This window comes from Streptomyces sp. MST-110588 (assembly GCF_022695595.1).
Classification (GTDB): domain Bacteria; phylum Actinomycetota; class Actinomycetes; order Streptomycetales; family Streptomycetaceae; genus Streptomyces.
The window spans coordinates 6,403,024-6,421,643 of record NZ_CP074380.1 but is presented as its reverse complement, the minus strand read 5'-3'; the positions used below and the strand labels follow the sequence as shown (position 1 = coordinate 6,421,643).

At 70.9% G+C, this 18,620-nt stretch carries 13 protein-coding genes and 1 pseudogene; 9 read left to right on the top strand and 5 right to left on the bottom strand.

The annotated features are described in order from the left end of the window. The 3 genes and pseudogenes from KGS77_RS28160 to KGS77_RS28150 form a co-directional block, all read right to left on the bottom strand. Entirely contained in the window at positions 1-1,014 is a 1,014-nt protein-coding gene (locus KGS77_RS28160) for a DUF3068 domain-containing protein (protein WP_242585962.1), read from the bottom strand. A gap of 24 nt (positions 1,015-1,038) precedes the next feature. Next, a pseudogene (locus KGS77_RS28155) lies at positions 1,039-1,172 on the bottom strand (SPW_0924 family protein). 233 nt (positions 1,173-1,405) lie between these two features. Then, positions 1,406-3,304 (bottom strand): lytic transglycosylase, encoded by a 1,899-nt coding sequence (locus KGS77_RS28150; protein ID WP_242585960.1) that lies wholly within the window; start codon positions 3,302-3,304, stop codon positions 1,406-1,408. A gap of 221 nt (positions 3,305-3,525) precedes the next feature. On the opposite strand from KGS77_RS28150, the gene KGS77_RS28145 reads away from it, so the two are divergent. After that, entirely contained in the window at positions 3,526-4,449 is a 924-nt protein-coding gene (locus KGS77_RS28145; RefSeq protein ID WP_242585959.1) for a DUF4184 family protein, read from the top strand. A 6-nt stretch (positions 4,450-4,455) separates the two neighbouring features. Here KGS77_RS28145 and KGS77_RS28140 read toward each other — a convergent pair whose 3' ends face one another. After that, on the bottom strand, positions 4,456-5,652 hold the full coding sequence (locus KGS77_RS28140) for an FAD-dependent monooxygenase (RefSeq protein WP_242585958.1): 1,197 nt from the start codon (positions 5,650-5,652) through the stop codon (positions 4,456-4,458). Between the two features lie 65 nt (positions 5,653-5,717). Between KGS77_RS28140 and KGS77_RS28135 the strand changes: the two genes are divergently transcribed. After that, positions 5,718-6,170, top strand: a complete 453-nt coding sequence (locus KGS77_RS28135; RefSeq protein ID WP_242585957.1) for a MarR family transcriptional regulator — start codon at positions 5,718-5,720, stop codon at positions 6,168-6,170. A gap of 91 nt (positions 6,171-6,261) precedes the next feature. Here the strand turns inward: KGS77_RS28135 and polA are convergent, their stop codons facing one another. Next, on the bottom strand, positions 6,262-9,003 hold the full coding sequence (polA, locus tag KGS77_RS28130; RefSeq protein WP_242585956.1) for a DNA polymerase I: 2,742 nt from the start codon (positions 9,001-9,003) through the stop codon (positions 6,262-6,264). A gap of 262 nt (positions 9,004-9,265) precedes the next feature. Between polA and KGS77_RS28125 the strand changes: the two genes are divergently transcribed. The 7 genes from KGS77_RS28125 to KGS77_RS28095 all read left to right on the top strand — a co-directional run bounded on the left by KGS77_RS28125 (position 9,266) and on the right by KGS77_RS28095 (position 18,551). Then, on the top strand, positions 9,266-11,545 hold the full coding sequence (locus KGS77_RS28125) for an FdhF/YdeP family oxidoreductase (protein ID WP_242585955.1): 2,280 nt from the start codon (positions 9,266-9,268) through the stop codon (positions 11,543-11,545). A 289-nt stretch (positions 11,546-11,834) separates the two neighbouring features. Next, entirely contained in the window at positions 11,835-12,308 is a 474-nt protein-coding gene (locus KGS77_RS28120; RefSeq protein WP_242585954.1) for a hotdog fold thioesterase, read from the top strand. A gap of 493 nt (positions 12,309-12,801) precedes the next feature. After that, complete coding sequence (locus KGS77_RS28115) at positions 12,802-14,037, top strand: branched-chain amino acid ABC transporter substrate-binding protein (RefSeq protein ID WP_242585953.1); 1,236 nt, start codon at positions 12,802-12,804, stop codon at positions 14,035-14,037. 97 nt (positions 14,038-14,134) lie between these two features. Then, positions 14,135-15,064 carry a branched-chain amino acid ABC transporter permease gene (locus tag KGS77_RS28110; protein WP_242585952.1) on the top strand — a complete coding sequence of 310 codons (930 nt, stop codon included), beginning with the start codon at positions 14,135-14,137 and terminating at the stop codon, positions 15,062-15,064. Between the two features lie 4 nt (positions 15,065-15,068). Further along, on the top strand, positions 15,069-16,856 hold the full coding sequence (locus KGS77_RS28105) for a branched-chain amino acid ABC transporter permease (protein ID WP_242585951.1): 1,788 nt from the start codon (positions 15,069-15,071) through the stop codon (positions 16,854-16,856). A 79-nt stretch (positions 16,857-16,935) separates the two neighbouring features. Continuing rightward, positions 16,936-17,835: an ABC transporter ATP-binding protein gene (locus KGS77_RS28100; protein WP_242585950.1), complete on the top strand. Its 900-nt coding sequence runs from the start codon at positions 16,936-16,938 to the stop codon at positions 17,833-17,835. Continuing rightward, positions 17,832-18,551, top strand: coding sequence for an ABC transporter ATP-binding protein (locus KGS77_RS28095; protein WP_242585949.1), 720 nt, complete (start codon positions 17,832-17,834; stop codon positions 18,549-18,551). The genes KGS77_RS28100 and KGS77_RS28095 overlap by 4 nt, the downstream gene beginning before the upstream one ends. Positions 18,552-18,620: the final 69 nt, after the last annotated feature.

Genomic DNA, 18,620 nt, shown 5'->3' with positions numbered 1-18,620 from the left:
CTATGAGGAACTGAGCGGGCGGGGGCCGGAAGCCTTCCGCGGAGGGGGCGCGGCAGCCGCGCCGCGCGGACCGGCACGCCGGCCGCGTGCTTCGAGCAGCAGGCTCAGGGCGAGCAGGGTCAGCCCCGCGCCCAGCAGGCCCCAGGGCAGATAGCTGGTGATCAGCAGCACCAACCGGCGCTGGGAGGTGACCATTTCGACGGTGGAGTCGATGTAGTCGGCGCGCATCTTCACATGGCCCGAGAACGCGGTGACCTTGCCGCCTCCCGGAAGCAGGGCGCCGCCGCGCAGTTCCTCCTTGTGGATCTCCTGCCCGTTGACCGGCGCCCCGGTGACCGGTTCCACCCAGAACATCCGCTTGGTGGTGTACCAGCGTGAGGTGCCCGCCTTCTCCACGGACTGCCGGGTGATGCCTTTGACCGGCAGTTTCTTGGGAATCGGGACCTTGGTCCAGGGAATGGTCTGCTCGAAGTAGTAGACCTCCAGCCCCCGGAACGTACGGGTGCCCTTGTAGTGGATGGGCGCGGACGTACGGGTCTGGGCGTCGAAATAGGCGTAATCGCGCTTTTTGGTCAGGAAGGGCCACTTGTACTCGATGCCCTCACGCCGTACGGGGTCGCCGTCGACCGTCTCGCCGGTCGCGTGCACCGGCTCCTGTGAGTGTGCGTCAAAGACGTAGCGCTCGGGGATCTCGGAGACCATCTTGCCGTCGGGGCCGGCCACATAGGTCAGCGCGTCCCAGACGACGACGTCGCGGCCGGCGCTCTTCTCGATCCGCTCCGACTCCTCGACGTTGCCCTTCAGCGTCTGTACGACGCTGACGCGCGGGACCTGCCGGGCCTTCATCGTGCGGTAGTCGATCAGGGTGGCGGGCCTGGCCTCCAGGACCATGTCCTGGTACCGGTTCGGCGGGATCTTGACCAGCCGCGGGAAGGCGTACCACCGCAGCAGCGGGGAGAGCGCGGTGCAGAAGACGGCGAGGGCGAGCAGCACCAGGCTGGCTTTCCGGCGCACGGCTACCTCCCTCCTCCCTCCCTCTCAGGGGTGCGCGGGGACGGTGGTCCTCAGCGGCCGGGGGACGTCTGGCCGCCGGGCGCGCCGATCGCCGTCACGACCAGGACGAGGACGAGGGCCGCGGCCAGTCCGGCCGCGGCTGCTATGAGCGCGCGCATGCCCGGCCTCCCGGTGAGCTGATACGGCGTCAGGGCGCAGGCACCGTAGCAACGGGAGGCGGAGAAGAGAACAGGCCCGGCCGCTTTCCTGGTCCGGCGCACGCCCGGGCTTCTCGCACACGCACCGCCGCCCCGCTCGCGACGTGCTGCGAGCGGGGCGGCGGCATGCCGTACGGGGCGGCGGCATCGCGTACGGGGCGGCGGTGCTCCCCATTCCGTACGGGACGCAGGGATCAGGCGGACGCCGGTGCGGTGACGTTGAGCTTGACGGTCAGCACCGCACCGTCGGCGGTGGTCAGGCGGAGCAGGAACGTACCCGTGTGGCGGTCGGTGTAGATCTTCGGGAGCTTCAGCAGGCCGTGGGCGTCGGTCTTCAGGGTGAGGGTGCGGACCGGTACGGCCTGGTCCGCACCGGCCTGAGCGGTGTGACCGGCTTCGCCGTCCTTGCCGTCCTCCTTGCCGCCCTCCTTGCCGCCGGCCTCGGCCGCTGCCTTGAAGTACGGGCCCTTGTCGTTCTCCGTCGGCTTCTTCGGGTCGTCGGTGACCATGGTCGCGGTGACCGCGACCCCGGCTGCCGCCTTGCCGTGGTATGTCGCCTTGATCTCGACGGCGCCGGCCGCGAAGGTGCCGCCGGCCTCGGCCGTGAGCACATCGGAGGACGTACGGGTGAGCGCGTCGGCCTTGGGCGTGGGTACGGGCACGGGCTTGGCCCGGACGGTGGCGCGGACCTCGGCGGCGGGCACCTGGCGGCCCTCGGCCGTGGCGCGGACGGTGAAGTCACCGGCCCGCCCGCCCGCGCTGATCGTGGGGGCGGCGGCGGTGCCGTCGGCGCCGGTGGTGACGGTGACGTGGGTCGCCCCCTTGGGGAACCGCGCCTCGGTCCGCCCCGCGATCTCGTACCGCACCCGGACGCCCGCGACCGGCTTGCCTGCCGCGTTCTTCGCCCGTACGCGTACGGGGTCGGCGAAGTCCGTGCCCGCCGTGGCCGTCATCTCCGGGGCGCTCAGGCGCTCCAGGGCGGTGAGCGGGGCGGGAGCAGGCTTCGTCGGAGGCTTCGTCGGCGGCGTCGTCGGAGGCTTCGTCGGGGGCTTGGAGGGAGGCGTGGACGGAGTCTGGGGCGCCGGGGTGTGCGGCGGCTTCGTACCCGGCGCGGGCGTGGGCCTGCCGTGCCCGCCAGGCGTCTGGCCGCCGGGCGCGGAGTGGCCGCCGCCGGAGTTCCGCGTACGGTCCAGGTGGCGCCCGCCGCCCGGTCCGGCGGCATGGCCCCTGCCCCCGCCGCCGCGGTGGACCGGCAGCACGCCCTTTCCGTCCGGCACCTCGTGGGTGCCGTTGCGGTAGAACGTGAACCAGGACAGGACCCGGTTCAAGTAGTCCTGGGAGTGGTTGTAGCCGAGGATCGCGCGGTCCCGGTCGGCCCCGGTCGACAGGTCACGGCCGCCGTTGCACAGGTAGCGGCCGGCCGCCAGCGCCGCGTCGTAGACGTTGTCGGGGTCCTTCTTCCCGTCGCCGTTGCCGTCGGCGCCCCAGCCGCTGCCGTCCGGGCCGCCCTGGCTCCAGGTGGACGGGATGAACTGCATCGGGCCCACGGCACGGTCGTGGGTGGTGTCCCCGTCGAGGCGTCCCTGGTCGGTGTCGGGGATCAGCGCGAAGCCGTTGCCGTTGAGCTGTGGGCCGCGGATGGGGGTCAGGGTGGTGCCCCGGGCGTCCACCGCGCCCCCGTTGGCCTGCCCGGACTCGACCTTGCCGATCGCGGCGAGCAGTTGCCAGGGAAGCCGGCAGCCCGGGTCGGAGGCGTCCAGCCGCGCCTGGGCCTTCTTGTAGGCGTCCAGGACGGTGGCGGGGATGCCCGCTTCCGCGGGGCCGGTGGCGGTGGGCGTGCCGCCGGGATGTGCGGTGCCACCGGGGCGGTGGGTGCCTCCCGGGGCCCCGGAACCGTTGCGGGGCGGCAGATCGGTGTAGTAGGACGAGCCGCCGTCGATGGGCGTGCCCGAAGGCGGCGACGGTTCCTCCCCCGAGCCCGCCGGGCTGGCGGCGCCCGGCGACTGGGAGGCCGTCAGCGCGGCGAGGGCGAGTGCCGCCACCGCTGTCGAGGCCGTTCCCCTGCGGAACCGCCGCCTGAATGTGGCTGCCATGCGTGCCGTCCCCTCCGCGTCGACCCACCGCGTCCGTCGTCGTCGTGGTCGTCGTCCGTCTGCCTACGTCGTTGGCCGTCCACGCCCTCGCCCGTCGTCGTCCGGCGTGACGGTGCCGCGCTCCCCGGCGCTCCAACTCAGGTGACACTACGACAACTCACGGCGCGCATCCACTGCTCCCTGTACCCACATACTGATCCGAATCGATCAGAAAGTTGGTCATGCCGTTCACACTCAGCCACGCTGCCGCCGTTCTGCCCGCCGTGCGCCGGACGGGAGCAGCACGCGGGCCACTGATCGCCTCGGCGCTGGTCGCGGGCTCCTTCGCGCCGGACGCGACGTACTTCGCGGACAGCCTGATCCCGGGCGCCATGCTGTTCGGGGACGTCACCCACTCCCCGCTCGGCGCGCTCTCCGGGGACGTGCTGATCACCGCGGCCCTGGTCGGCGGCTGGCTGCTGCTGCGCGAGCCCGTACTGGCGCTGCTGCCCCGGTCCTGGCAGGGCAGGGGGTACGCGCTGCTGCGCGGCCGGTCCTGGCGCGGCCGGCGGCCCGCCGCGCTCATCGCCTGGTTCGCGGTCTCGGCCGCCCTGGGAGCGCTGACCCACATCGTGTGGGACGCCTTCACCCATGCGGACCGCTGGGGAACGCGGCTGCTGCCCGTCCTGGACCGGGTGGTCGCGGGCTTTCCGCTCTACACCTTCCTCCAGTACGGCAGTTCGGCGCTCGCTCTGGGGGCGATCGGCTGGTTCCTGGTGACCGGGCTGCGGCGGCTGCCGCCCGTCCCGGTTCCCCCCGGACTGCCGGGCCTGGCCGGTGGCCGGCGGCTGTTCGGCGTGGCGCTGCTCGCGCTGTGCGTGCTGGCCGGCACCGTCCACCGCACGCTGCGGGCGCATGCCGTGTACGGTGCCGCGGCGACCTGGTTCGACTACATCCCGACCGTGCTGTTCGGCGCGGGAGCGGGCCTGGCGCCGGGGCTCCTGCTGTACGCGGTGACGATACGGTTCCTCGCCCGTCCGTCCCGGCCCGTACCGGAGTCCGCGGCACCGGACCGTACGGGGGCGGCGCCAGCGGACCGTACAAAGTCCACGCCACCGGACCGTACGGAGTCCACGGCACCGGGCCATACCGGACCGGCGAACTGACGGGACCTACCCGGCCGCCGGAACCGGGGCGTTCCAGTCGATGTGGTGGCCGTACGTTTCCCCCATCTGCTTGCTGCCCGCGGTCTTCTTGAGGATCGTGGGCAGCAGCAGGTCCCGGAAGGCACGGGCGAGGGGCCCGGCGGCCTTGTTGCTGTTGAGCCGGGCCGCCTGCTTGACGATGCGTTCGACGCGCGGGCGCCGCAGCGCCTCGTACGCGGCGAAGGCCGTGCCGATGGCGGAGTGGTCCCGCAGGCACCTGGCGAGCTCCACGCCGTCCTCGATCGAGAGCGAGGCGCCCTGGCCCGAGGTCGGGGACGGGGCGTGGGCGGCGTCACCGATGATGATCATCCGGCCGGAGTGCCAGGTGGGGACGTGTGCCATGGCGTGGATCGGGCCGGCCGGCATGATCTGATGGCTGGTCCCTATGAGGTCCACCGCCGGCCCCGCGTCGTCGCCGAAGAGCCGCAGGAGCCGGCTGCGCCATTCCTCCGCGCCGGCCGCCTCGACCTCGCCGCGGGCGGGCTCGTCGCGGCGTGGGACGTTGGCGAACCACCACACCTCGCCGCTGGGCGCCAGGGCGTAGCCGAAAAAGGCATGCTTGCCGAACACCATGGTGTAGCTGCCGCGTTCGACGTCGACGGGCACACCGCGGGTGTAGCCGCCGAGGCCGATGAGACCGGCGTAGGAGGGGGCGGGGGCGGCGGGATCGATGAGCGTACGGACGGTGGAGCGCAGGCCGTCGCAGCCGATGAGCAGATCGCCGTACGCCTCGCCGCCGTCGGCGAAGACGGCGCGGACGCCGTCACCGGTGTCCTGGGCGCCGGTCAGGCGCTTGCCCTGTTCGATGCGGATGCCACGGCCCAGCGCCTCGTCGCGTACGGCGCGGTAGAGGTCGGCGCGCCTGAGGGTGTGGCTGACGAGATCGCCGTCGTCCGGACTACTGGTGCGGGCCTGCCCGAGGGGCTTGCCGGTGGCGCTGAACATGTTGATCCCCGGGGTCGGGAAGCCCGCGGCCGTGGCGGAGGCGTCGGCGCCGATGGTGCGCAGGGCGTCGATGCCGTTGGAACCGAGAGTGAGGAAGACGCCGACGCCGTCGGCGCCGCCGGGGCGGGCCTCATAGACCGTCGCGTCGATGCCTGCCTGCTGGAGCGCCATGGCGGCGGCCGGGCCGGCGATACCGCCACCGATGATCAGGGCTTTCATGGAACCACCAATCACACAGAGTTATTTAGATCTATCTAACTAAACAGTAGCGCTAGGCTGCCGCCATGACAAACCGCGAGGAACTGGTGGAGGGGGTCCTGTTCGCCGGCCGCAAGCTCTCCACCGCCGCCGTGCTCTTCCACACCGCGCTGGCCGCGCGTATGGGGCTGAGCGCCACCGAGGAGAAGGCCCTGGACCTCCTGGACCGCCGAGGCCCGATGACCGCCGGCGACCTCGCCCGGCACACGGGGCTGACCCCGGCCTCGGTCACCGCGCTGATCGGCCGCCTGGAGCGCAAGGAGGCGGCGCGGCGCGTTGCGCACCCCGAAGACGGGCGGAAGGTGCTGATCGAGTTCAACCGGGAATGGGCGGCACGGGTGGCGCCGCTCTTCGAAGACTTCGTACGGTCGCTGCGCGAACTGTGCGCGGACTACGACGACGGGCAACTGGCCACGGTGGCGCGGTTCATGACGGACGCGGCACAGCGGCAGGAGGAGTCGACCAGGCGGCTCGGCTGAGCACCAGCTCAAAAAACGAGGGGCGCGCCCGCTGACCAGCGGGCGCGCCCCTGCGCCGGGAACATACGGCCCGGCTCATGACTCCGGCACCTCAGTGGGCCGCCGACTCCCAGTCCTTTCCGGAGCCCACCGACACATCCAGCGGGGCACGCAGCTCCACCGCGCCCGCCATCTCGCACCGCACCAGCTCCTCGACCTGCGCCCGCTCACCGGGCCAGATCTCCACCACGATTTCGTCGTGCACCTGGAGCAGCATCCGGGAGCTGAGCTTCGCCGCCCGCAGCGCCTCGTCCACCCGCAGCATCGCGATCTTGACGATGTCGGCGGCGGTGCCCTGGATCGGGGCGTTCAGCGCCATCCGCTCGGCCATCTCGCGACGCTGGCGGTTGTCGCTGTTGAGGTCCGGCAGATAGCGGCGGCGGCCCAGGATCGTCTCCGTGTAGCCGGTGGCGCGCGCCTGGTCCACCACGCGCTGGAGGTAGTCCCGCACCCCGCCGAAGCGCTCGAAGAAGTTGTCCATCAGCCTGCGGGCCTCATCCGGCTGGATGCCGAGCTGCTGGGAGAGGCCGAAGGCCGACAGGCCGTACGCCAGGCCGTAGGACATCGCCTTGATCTTGCGGCGCATCTCCGGGTCGACCTGGTCCTTGGGGACCGAGAAGACCTGGGAGGCGACGGTGGTGTGCAGGTCCTCGCCCGAGGTGAACGCCTCGATCAGCCCCTCGTCCTCGGAGAGGTGGGCCATCACCCGCAGCTCGATCTGGCTGTAGTCGGCGGTCAGCAGCGTCTCGAAGCCCTCGCCGACGACGAAGCCGCGGCGGATCGCCCGGCCCTCGTCCGTGCGCACCGGGATGTTCTGCAGGTTGGGGTCGGTGGAGGAGAGCCGGCCGGTGGCGGCCACCGTCTGGTTGAAGGTGGTGTGGATACGGCCGTCCGCGGCGATCGTCTTGATCAGGCCCTCGACCGTCGTGCGCAGCTTGGACTGCTCACGGTGCCGCAGCATGATCACCGGGAGTTCGTTCTCGGTCTGCGCCGCCAGCCATGCCAGGGCGTCCGCGTCCGTGGTGTAACCGGTCTTGGTCTTCTTGGTCTTCGGCAGGCCCAGTTCGCCGAAGAGCACCTCCTGGAGCTGCTTGGGCGAGCCGAGGTTGAACTCGTGGCCCGCCGCGGCGTGTGCCTCCTGGACGGCCTGCTGTACCGCGCTCGCGAACTGCGCCTCGATGCGCTCCAGCCAGCCGCGGTCCGCGGCGATCCCGGCCCGCTCCATACGGGCCAGCAGCGCGCTGGTCGGCAGCTCCACATCGCGCAGCAGCTCGGCCGCGCCGACCTCGGCCAGCTTCGCCTCGAAGGCTCCGCCCAGGTCCAGGACCGTACGGGCCTGCGCCATCAGGGCGTCCGCCTCGGCCTGCTCGTCCGCGCCGAAGGCCAACTGCCCGCTGCCCGCGGCGGCCGGCGCCAGCTCCCGCCCCAGGTACTCCACCGACAGGGCGTCCAGGGCGAAGGAGCGGCGGCCCGGCTTGACCAGGTAGGCGGCCAGCGCGGTGTCCATGGTGACGCCGTCGATCTCCCAGCCGTGCTCGGCGAAGACCCGCATCAATCCCTTGGCGTTGTGCATGACCTTGGGCCGGGCCGGGTCCGCGCTCCACGCCGCGAACGCCTTCTCGTCCTGTTCGTCCAGCTCGGAGGGGTCGAACCAGACCGCCGGCCCCTGGGCCGTGGCGAGCGCCACCTCGGCGACGCTGCCGCTGCCCAGCGTCCAGGAGTCGACGGTGGCCACGCCCAGCGGCCGGGAGCCGTGCTCGGTCAGCCACGGGGCCAGCTCGCCGGTGGCGAGCACCGCGCCGTCCACCTCGACGCCCGCGGCCGGTGCCGCCGGCTGCCCGTCGGCCTCCCCAGCGCCCGGGTCCACGGCCAGCAGCCGGTCCCGCAGCCCCTGGTTGCGGATCTCCAGCGCCTCCAGGAAGACGGTCAGCGCCCCACGGTCGTACGCGGCGCGCGTCAGCTCCTGAGGTCCGCACGGCAGCTCGACGTCCCGCACCATCTCCGTGAGCCGGCGGTTGAGCTTGACCGCCTCCAGGTGGTCGCGGAAGTTCTGGCCCGCCTTGCCCTTGACCTCCTCGGCCCGCTCCACCAGCTCCGCGAACGACCCGAACTGGTTGATCCACTTCGCGGCCGTCTTCTCCCCGACGCCGGGGATGCCCGGGAGGTTGTCCGACGGGTCACCGCGCAGCGCGGCGAAGTCCGGGTACTGGGCGGGCGTCAGGCCGTACTTCTCCTGCACCTTCTCCGGGGTGAAGCGGGTCAGCTCCGAGACGCCCTTGGTCGGGTACAGGACCGTGACGTCGTCGGTGACGAGCTGGAAGGAGTCACGGTCGCCGGTGACGATCGACACCTCGAAGCCCTGCGCGGTGGCCTGGGTGGTGAGCGTGGCGATCACGTCGTCGGCCTCGTAGCCCTCGACGGCGAAGCGCTTGACGTGCATCGCGTCCAGCATCTCGCCGATCAGCTCGACCTGGCCCTTGAACTCGTCCGGGGTCTTGGAACGCGTCGCCTTGTAGTCCGGGAACTCCTCGGAGCGCCAGGTCTTGCGGGACACGTCGAAGGCCACCGCGAAGTGGGTGGGCGCCTCGTCACGCAGGGTGTTCGCGAGCATCGACGCGAAGCCGTAGATCGCGTTGGTCGGTTGTCCGCCGGCGGTGGTGAAATTCTCCGCGGGCAGGGCGAAGAACGCCCGGTACGCCATGGAGTGCCCGTCCATCAGGAGCAGCCGGGGACGTCCGCCCGCCGCCGCTTCCGTGCCGGTCGCTTCGCTCTTCTTCGCTGCCTTTGCTGCCACGCCCCCGATCCTGCCACGCCCCACTGACAATCCCCGCCGCGACGGCCGCGCGCCACCTCCGTCACCCGCCACGGGGGGGCCGTCGCCCACCGCCGGGCAGGCGGTCGGCCACCGCCGGGCACACGGCCGCCCACCGCCCGGCGTGCGTTCGTCCACCGCCCGGCGCCGCTGTCGGTGGTCCGTGACAGGATCGGGGATGTACGGCACCGCTCCGCCGCGCGGCGGCGGAGACGGCACAGCTCACGGCTCAAGGGAGAGCGCCATGGCAGCCAAGCCGCCCGCCTCGGACCCGGTCCAGGACGCGCCCGAGGTCAGCGGACCCCAGCACAGTGCCGTCGGCCTGCCCGCCATCACCCACGCGCTGCGCGTCTCGCAGCAGCAGATGGGCGTGCGCCGTACCGCGCTGACCCTGCTGCGGGTCAACCAGAAGGACGGCTTCGACTGTCCCGGCTGCGCCTGGCCCGAACCCGAGCACCGGCACACCGCCGAGTTCTGCGAGAACGGCGCCAAGGCCGTGGCCGAGGAGGCGACGCTGCGCCGCGTCACCCCCGAGTTCTTCGCCGCGCACTCCGTGACGGCGCTGGCCGGCCGCAGCGGTTACTGGCTCGGCCAGCAGGGCCGGCTGACCGAGCCCATGTATCTGGCCGAGGGCGCCGACCACTACGCCCCGGTGTCCTGGGAGCGGGCCCTGGACATCGTCGCCGAGGAGCTGACGGCGCTGGCCTCCCCCGACGAGGCGGTCTTCTACACCTCGGGCCGTACGAGCAACGAGGCGGCCTTCCTCTACCAGCTCTTCGCCCGCGAATTCGGTACGAACAACCTGCCCGACTGCTCGAACATGTGCCACGAGTCCTCGGGGTCCGCGCTCACCAGCACCCTGGGCGTCGGCAAGGGCAGCGTCCTGCTGGAGGACCTCTACAAGGCCGATCTGATCATCGTGGCCGGCCAGAACCCCGGCACGAACCACCCCCGTATGCTGACGGCCCTGGAGAAGGCCAAGGCGGGCGGCGCGAAGATCATCTCCGTCAATCCGCTGCCCGAGGCCGGCCTGGAGCGGTTCAAGAACCCGCAGACCCCGCGCGGCCTGGCCGGCGGCGGCACCCCCCTGACCGACCTCTTCCTCCAGGTACGCATCGGCGGCGACCAGGCCCTCTTCCGCGCCCTGAACAAGCTCCTGCTGGACACCGAAGGCGCCCTGGATGAGGAGTTCATCCGCGAGCACACCCACGGCTTCCAGGAGTTCGCCGACACCGCCCGCGCCGGCGGCGACTGGGAGGAGACCCTGCGCGCCACGGGCCTGACCCGCCAGGAGATCGAGCGCGCCTTCGAGATGGTCCTGGCCTCCCGCCGTACGATCGTGTGCTGGGCGATGGGCCTGACCCAGCACAAGCACTCCGTCCCCACCATCCAGGAAGTCGTCAACTTCCTGCTGCTGCGCGGCAACATCGGCCGCCCCGGCGCCGGCGTGTGCCCCGTACGCGGCCACAGCAACGTGCAGGGCGACCGCACCATGGGCATCTTCGAGCGCCCCGCCCCCGCCTTCCTGGACGCCCTGGAGAAGGAGTTCGGCATCACGGCGCCGCGCGAACACGGCCTGGACGTCGTACGGGCCATCCGGGCGCTGCGTGACGGACAGGCCAAGGTCTTCTTCGCGATGGGCGGCAACTTCGTCTCCGCCACCCCCGACACCGACGTCACCGAGGCCGCGATACGCCGCGCCCGCCTGACCGTCCACGTCTCCACCAAGCTCAACCGCTCGCACGTGGTCACCGGCGCCCGCGCCCTGATCCTGCCGACCCTGGGCCGCACCGAGCGTGACGTCCAGGAAAGCGGCGAGCAGTTCGTGACCGTCGAGGACTCCATGGGCATGGTGCACGCCTCGCGCGGACGGCTGGCGCCCGCGAGCCCCCATCTGCTGTCCGAGCCGGCCATCGTCGCCAAGCTGGCCCGCCGGGTCCTGGGCGCCGGCAGCTCTACGCCCTGGGAGGAGTTCGCCCGCGACTACGCCACCATCCGGGACCGGATCGCCAACGTGATCCCGGGGTTCGAGGACTTCAACGCCAAGGTCGCCCGCCCCGGCGGATTCGCGCTCCCGCACGCCCCGCGCGATGACCGGCGCTTCCCCACCGCCACCGGGAAGGCCAACTTCACCGCCGCCCCCGTGGAGTACCCGCAGGTGCCCGAGGGGCGGCTGCTGCTCCAGACGCTGCGCTCCCACGACCAGTACAACACCACGATCTACGGGCTCGACGACCGCTACCGCGGCATCAAGAACGGCCGCCGGGTGGTGCTGGTCCACCCCGAGGACGCCCGCGCCCTGGACCTGCCCGACGGCTGCTACGCCGACCTGGTCGGCGAGTGGCGGGACGGCGCCGAGCGGCGCGCCCCCGGGTTCCGGGTCGTCCACTACCCGACGGCGCGCGGCTGCGCGGCGGCGTACTACCCGGAGACCAACGTCCTGGTGCCGCTGGACCACACCGCCGACACCAGCAACACCCCGGCGTCGAAGTCCGTGGTGATCAGGGTGGAACGGCAGCCGTAGGCGGCGGGCCGGCGGGGCCCCACGGACCGGCGGGACGCCCCGCACCGGCGCGCGCCCCGGCGTGCCCGCGCCCGGTGCCTGCGCCGCCTATCGAAACCGCCGGGCGGGCCGGAATATCCGCCCCGGACCGAGCGCTTGCTCAGGCGCCTGATAGGAACACCACCATCTCCACCATCAGGACCGAACCATCAGGACCGCACCACCACGACCGCACCACCACGACCGAACCATCACGGCCGCACCGCCAGTACCGGTGACGGTCCACGGCCAGCGAACGGAGCCGCAGGACATGGGTGAACAGAGCGCGACCACGTTTCCGCAGGAGATCATCGACCAGTGGGCCGGGCTCGGCCTGGACCTGCCCTCGCTGTTTTCCGCCGGGCATCTCGGTACGCGCATGAGCGTGCAGGTCGTGGAAGCCTCGCCCGACCGCGTGGTGGGGACGATGCCGGTGGAGGGCAACACCCAGCCGTACGGGCTGCTGCACGGCGGCGCCTCCGCGGTGCTCGCCGAGACCCTCGGCTCGGTCGGCGCGATGCTGCACGGCGGTCCCGGCAGGCTGGCCGTCGGCGTGGACCTGAACTGCACCCACCACCGCGGGGTGCGCTCCGGCCTGGTCACCGGCGTCGCCACCCCCGTCCACCGCGGGCGCTCCACGGCCACGTACGAGATCGTCATCACCGACGAGCAGGACCGGCGGGTGTGCAGCGCCCGTCTGACGTGCATGATCCGTGACGGCGAGACGCCCGCCCCCAGCGCCTGAACGTTCCTGCGGGGTGCGCCGGCCCACCGCCCCCGCATCTGAACGACACCCCGACGGCCCCGTCCGGACTCCGCTCCGGCCCGGGGCCGTCCGCGTACCGTCATGACGCTGCGTGATGAACGCGCCGGTCGCCGCGCCTCTTGAGCCCCTCACCCACCGCCCGTCACCGGAGCACCCCGCCCACCCCCTCCGATATGCGGACACCCTCCGGCTCCGTCGCCCCAAAACCCGTGCCAGAAGTGCGAGTTCACCCTCCGCCTCGCGTTCGGGCCCGGCGGTAATGACCGAAAGGGCGAAACGCTCATCGCGGGTCATAACAAGAGCGTCACATCCTGGCCAGCGACTCTGCCGGTGGGTGCGGCACACCTCTAGAGTCACCGCCAGTCACCGCGCCGCCGGGCGCGCTGCGGGCACGGCTCCTGTACCACATGTACAGCCCGGCGCGCGTAACGGCCCTGCGCCAGCAGTGGCCGCGCCAGGGAAAGGACTGATCGTGCGTCACCGTTCCTTGCTCATACTCACCACCGCGGTCACCGCAGGCGCCCTCACACTCTCCGCGTGCGGCTCCCGCGACAACAACGGGAAGAACGACGGCGGCGGCGAGAAGAAGACCGTCGTCATCGGCGTCGACGCCCCGCTCACCGGCCAGAACTCCGCCACCGGCCTGGGGCTCCAGTACGGCGTCCAAATCGCCGTGGACGACGCCAACAAGAACAACACCGTCCCCGGCGTCACCTTCAAGGTCAAGGCGCTGGACGACAAGGCGCTGCCCGCCACCGGCCAGCAGAACGCCACCGCCCTGGTCGGCGACGACAAGGTCCTCGGCGTCGTCGGCCCCCTGAACTCCGGCGTGGCCCAGTCGATGCAGCAGGTCTTCGCCACCGCCAACCTGGTGGAGATCTCCCCCTCCAACACCAACCCCGCCCTGACCCAGGGCAAGGAGTGGACCACCGGCAAGAAGGTGCGCGCGTACAAGACGTACTTCCGCACCGCCACCACCGACGCCGTCCAGGGCGGATTCGCGGCCGAGTACGCCACCAGGACACTCAAGAAGAAGAAGCTCTTCGTCGTCGACGACAAGCAGGCCTACGGCGCGGGGCTGGCCACCATCTTCAAGCAGAACTTCGTCAAGAACGGCGGCAAGATAGTCGGCGAGGACCACGTCAACACCGGTGACAAGGACTTCTCCACCCTCGTCACCAAGGTCAAGAACTCCGGGGCCGACCTCCTCTACTACGGCGGCCAGTACGACGAGTCGCAGATCATCACCAAGCAGCTCAAGGGAACCGGCGCGAACATCCCGCTGTTCGGCGGCGACGGCATGTTCACCCCGACCTACATCAAGACCGCCGGCAAGGCCGCCGAAGGGGACCTCGCCACCTCCGTCGGCGTCCCCGTCGACACCCTCCCCGCCGCCAAGGACTTCATCGAGAAGTACAAGTCCGCCAAGTACCCCGGCGACTACGCCACCTACGGCGGCTACTCCTACGACGCGGCCACCGCCATCATCAAGGCCGTCAAGGCCGTCATGGACGCCAACAACGGCAAACTCCCCGACGACGCCCGCGCCAAGCTGGTCGCCGCCGTACAGAAGAGCGACTTCGAAGGCATCGCCGGCCATGTCTCGTTCGACCGGTACGGGGACACCACCAACAAGAAACTGACCGCCTACCAGGTCAAGAACGGCAAGTGGGTCGCCATCAAGACCGGCACCTACAACGCCGGCTGACCCCGCGCGTCACCGCTCCAGGGCCGCGCGGCCACCACCCACGCCGCCGCGCGGCCCGGCGTCCCCTACTCGCACCCACCCACATGGAGGCCGTGCGGTGCACACCCTGCCGCAACAACTGGCCAACGGGCTCTTCCTCGGTTCGTTGTACGGTCTGATCGCCATCGGCTACACAATGGTGTACGGCATCGTCCAGCTCATCAACTTCGCCCACGGCGAGATCTTCATGACCGGCGGCTTCGGCGCGCTCACGGTCTACCTCGCCCTGCCCGACGGCATATCCATGGGGATAGCCCTGCCCCTCATGCTCCTGGGCGGCGCCCTGGTCGCCATCCTCATCGCCGTAGGAGCCGAACGCTTCGCCTACCGGCCGCTGCGCGGCGCACCACGTCTGGCCCCCCTCATCACCGCCATCGGCCTCTCCCTGGCCCTCCAGCAGGCCGTCTTCAACTGGTACCCCGACGCCAAGAACGACCGGGTCTTCCCCCAGATACCGGGCGGGCCGTACCACCTGGGCTCCATCACCATCCAGACCGGCGACATCTTCCTGATCATCGCCGCGCCCCTGAGCATGGCCGCACTGGCCTTCTTCGTCCGCCTCTCCCGCACCGGCCGCGCCATGCAGGCCACCGCGCAGGACCCGGACACCGCCAAGCTGATGGGCATCGACACCAATCGCATCATCATGATCGCGTTCGCCATCGGCGGGCTCTTCGCGGCCGTGGCCGGCGTCGCCTGGGGACTCAAGATCGGCACCGTCAAATACGACATGGGCTTCCAGGCCGGCCTCAAAGCCTTCACCGCCGCCGTCCTGGGCGGCATCGGCAACATCTACGGAGCCATGATCGGAGGAGTCGTCCTGGGCCTCGCCGAAGCCCTCGCCACCGCCTACATCGCCGACATCCCCGGCATGCAGCAGTTCGGCGGCCAGGCCTGGTCCACCGTCTGGGCCTTCGTCCTGCTCATCCTCGTCCTGCTGCTGCGGCCACAGGGCCTGCTCGGCGAACGCGTCTCGGACAGGGCGTGACACCATGACCACCGACAACAACCCCACCGGCCCCACTCCCGGCCCCATACCGCTCCCCGCTGCCACCGCCCGCGCCCTGATCACCGCCGGCGCCCTGGCCACCATCGCCTCCACCTTCCTGGCCTGGACCTGGACCCCGGCCTTCTCCGGCGACCTCACCGTCTACGGATACCCCGCCGGCCTCCAGACCCTGACGCTCGCCGCCGGCCTCCTGACCCTCCTGTTCGCCCTGGGCCTGTGGAACGTCCGCGGACTGCACCGGCTCAACCCCGCCGGCGCCACCGCACCCGTACTCCTGGCCGCCCTCGCCGGCTTCGCCGTCCCCTGGTACACCGTCATCGCCATCAGCGTCGAACTCGGCGGCCTGGCCAACCTCGAACCCGGCGGCTACCTGGCGGCGCTCGCCTCGGCCCTGCCGCTCGTGGGCGCCCTGGCCCTGCCCCGCCCCGCCGACGCCGTACGAGGACACGCCGTACGCGGCTACCTCGCCAAACCCGAACAGCCCCCGCCGGCCCACCCCCTGCCGCCCTGGGCGCAGCGGCTGGCCATCACCCTGGCCACCGCCTTCGGCCTGGTCGTCTTCACCTACGGCATCGGCATCGACAACGACGACAGCGAACTGTTCGTCGGCTTCCTGATCCTGGCCCTCTTCGGATCCTGGTCCCTGTACACCGCCGGCCTCCTGGACCGGTTCGCCGAACTCACCGCCCACCACAAAGCGTTCGCCACCACCATGGCCTTCCTCGCCGCGGTGGCCTTCCCCTTCACCCAGAGCAACGACCACAACGCCAACCTCGGTGTCAACATCCTCATCTTCGGCACCGTCGCCCTCGGCCTGAACATCGTCGTCGGCCTCACCGGCCTCCTGGACCTGGGATACGTCGCCTTCCTCGGCGTCGGCGCCTACGCCGCCGCCCTGATCTCCGGCTCCGAGTTCTCCCGCTTCTCCGGCGTACAGTTCCCCTTCTGGGCGGCCGTACTGACCGGCATGGCCGCCTCACTCCTGTTCGGCGTGCTCATCGGCGCCCCCACCCTGCGGCTGCGCGGCGACTACCTCGCCATCGTCACCCTGGGCTTCGGCGAGATCTTCCGTATCGCCGTCAACAACATGGACGGCTCCTCCGGACCCAACCTCACCAACGGCCCCAACGGCATCCCCAGCATCCCCGACCTGGAGATCTTCGGTTTCAACCTCGGCGATTCCCACCAGATCGGCTCCCTGACCCTGGGCCGGTTCGCCAACTACTTCTTCCTGATGCTGCTGTTCACGGCGCTGGTCATCCTGGTCTTCACCCGCGCCGCCAACTCCCGCATCGGCCGCTCCTGGATCGCCATCCGCGAGGACGAGACCGCCGCCACCGCCATGGGCATCAACGGCTTCCGCGTCAAACTCATCGCCTTCGCCCTCGGCGCCTCCCTCGCCGGCCTGGCCGGCACCGTCAGCGCCCACGTCACCTACAACGTCGTCCCCAATCCCTACCAATTCGCCGGCGCCGCACCACCGAACTCCGCGTTCCTGCTGGCCGCCGTCGTCCTCGGCGGCATGGGAACCGTCGCCGGCCCCCTCCTCGGCGCCACCCTCCTCTACCTCATCCCCGAAAAACTCGGCTTCCTCAAGGAATACGAACTCTTCGCCTTCGGCGTCACCCTCATCCTGCTGATGCGCTTCCGCCCCGAAGGCATCATCGCCAACCGGCGCCGCCAGCTCGAATTCCACGAAACCGGCCAGCTCGACGTGCCCCGGCAAGGACTCACCGAAGGAACCACCGGCGCCACCAAGGCGGAGGCGTGAGCACCATGACACCTGCCAGCACCCCACCACCACCGGCGCCGACGACCCGGCCCCCGTCCTCGACGCCAGCGGCGTCACCATGCGCTTCGGCGGGCTCACCGCCGTACGCGGAGTCGACCTGACCGTCAACAGCGGGGAGATCGTCGGCCTCATCGGCCCCAACGGCGCCGGAAAGACCACCTTCTTCAACTGCCTCACCGGCCTGTACGTCCCCACCGAAGGGACCGTCCGCTACAAAGGCGTCCGCCTCTCCCGCCGGCCCCACCTCGTCACCAAGGCCGGCGTCGCCCGCACCTTCCAGAACATCCGCCTCTTCGCCAACATGACCGTCCTGGAAAACGTCCTCGTCGGCCGCCACACCCGCACCAAAGAGGGCCTGTGGTCCGCACTGCTGCGCGGCCCCGGCTTCCGCAGAGCCGAACGCGCCAGTGCCGCCCGCGCCATGGAACTCCTGGAATTCACCGGACTCGCCGACAAGAGCGACCACCTCGCCCGCAACCTCCCCTACGGCGAACAGCGCAAACTGGAGATCGCCCGCGCCCTGGCCAGCGAACCCGGCCTGCTCCTGCTGGACGAACCCACCGCCGGCATGAACCCGCAGGAGACCCGCGCCACCCAGACCCTGGTCCTGGCCATCCGCGAGAAAGGCACCGCCGTCCTGGTCATCGAGCACGACATGCGCTTCATCTTCAACCTCTGCGACCGCGTCGCCGTCCTCGTCCAGGGCCAGAAGCTGGTGGAAGGCACCTCCGAAGTCGTACAGGCCGACGAACGGGTCATCGCCGCCTACCTCGGTACGCCCTTCGAGGACGCGCCCGGCATGGACGAAGCGGCCGAGGTCCGCGCGGCGGAGGCACAGGCCCTGGCCGCGCAGACCCGGGCAGCGCAGGCCGCGCAGGAGCAGACGGAAGAACACCGGGAACAGCCGCACCGGCCGCAACCGCCCCGCCGGCCGGACCAGGAGGAGGACTCCCGATGACCACCGCCCTGCTGGAGATCGAGGACCTGCGCGTCGCCTACGGCAAGATCGAAGCCGTCAAGGGCATCTCGTTCTCCGTGGAACCCGGTCAGGTCGTCACCCTCATCGGGACGAACGGAGCCGGCAAGACCACCACCTTGAGGACCCTCTCCGGCCTCCTCAAACCCCTCGCCGGAAAGATCCTCTTCGACGGCGAGCCGCTCAACGGCGTCCCCGCCCACAAGATCGTCGAACGCGGCCTGGCCCACTCCCCCGAAGGCCGCCGCATCTTCCCCCGGCTGACCATCGCCGAGAACCTCCAGCTCGGCGCGTTCCTCCGCAAGGACAGCGCAGGCATCGAAGAGGACATACGGCGCGTCTACGAACTCTTCCCCATCCTGGGCGAACGCAGCAAACAGTCAGCCGGCACCCTCTCCGGCGGCGAACAGCAGATGCTCGCCATGGGCCGCGCGCTGATGTCCCGCCCGAAACTGCTCATGCTCGACGAACCCTCCATGGGCCTGTCACCCATCATGATGCAGAAGATCATGGACACGATCCGCGAACTCCGGACCCAGGGCACCACCATCCTGCTCGTCGAACAGAACGCCCAGGCCGCACTGTCACTGGCCGACCACGGCCACGTCATGGAAATCGGCCGGATCGCCCTGTCCGGCACGGGCGAGCAACTGCTGCACGACGAGTCCGTGCGCAAGGCCTACCTCGGCGAGGACTGACACCGCACGGACACCCGCACGCAACGCCCGATCCCCCGTCCGGACGCTCCTGGCGGCGCCGTCCGGGCG

What these genes read in the sequence shown, in the direction of transcription:
- KGS77_RS28095 (WP_242585949.1), top strand. Translation starts at nt 17,832, where the DNA reads ATGACCACCGCCCTGCTGGAGATCGAGGACCTGCGCGTCGCCTACGGC.
- KGS77_RS28105 (WP_242585951.1), top strand. Translation starts at nt 15,069, where the DNA reads ATGACCACCGACAACAACCCCACCGGCCCCACTCCCGGCCCCATACCG.
- KGS77_RS28100 (WP_242585950.1), top strand. Translation starts at nt 16,936, where the DNA reads ATGCGCTTCGGCGGGCTCACCGCCGTACGCGGAGTCGACCTGACCGTC.
- KGS77_RS28150 (WP_242585960.1), bottom strand. Translation starts at nt 3,304, where the DNA reads ATGGCAGCCACATTCAGGCGGCGGTTCCGCAGGGGAACGGCCTCGACA.
- KGS77_RS28140 (WP_242585958.1), bottom strand. Translation starts at nt 5,652, where the DNA reads ATGAAAGCCCTGATCATCGGTGGCGGTATCGCCGGCCCGGCCGCCGCC.
- KGS77_RS28125 (WP_242585955.1), top strand. Translation starts at nt 9,266, where the DNA reads ATGGCAGCCAAGCCGCCCGCCTCGGACCCGGTCCAGGACGCGCCCGAG.
- KGS77_RS28145 (WP_242585959.1), top strand. Translation starts at nt 3,526, where the DNA reads ATGCCGTTCACACTCAGCCACGCTGCCGCCGTTCTGCCCGCCGTGCGC.
- KGS77_RS28120 (WP_242585954.1), top strand. Translation starts at nt 11,835, where the DNA reads ATGGGTGAACAGAGCGCGACCACGTTTCCGCAGGAGATCATCGACCAG.
- KGS77_RS28135 (WP_242585957.1), top strand. Translation starts at nt 5,718, where the DNA reads ATGACAAACCGCGAGGAACTGGTGGAGGGGGTCCTGTTCGCCGGCCGC.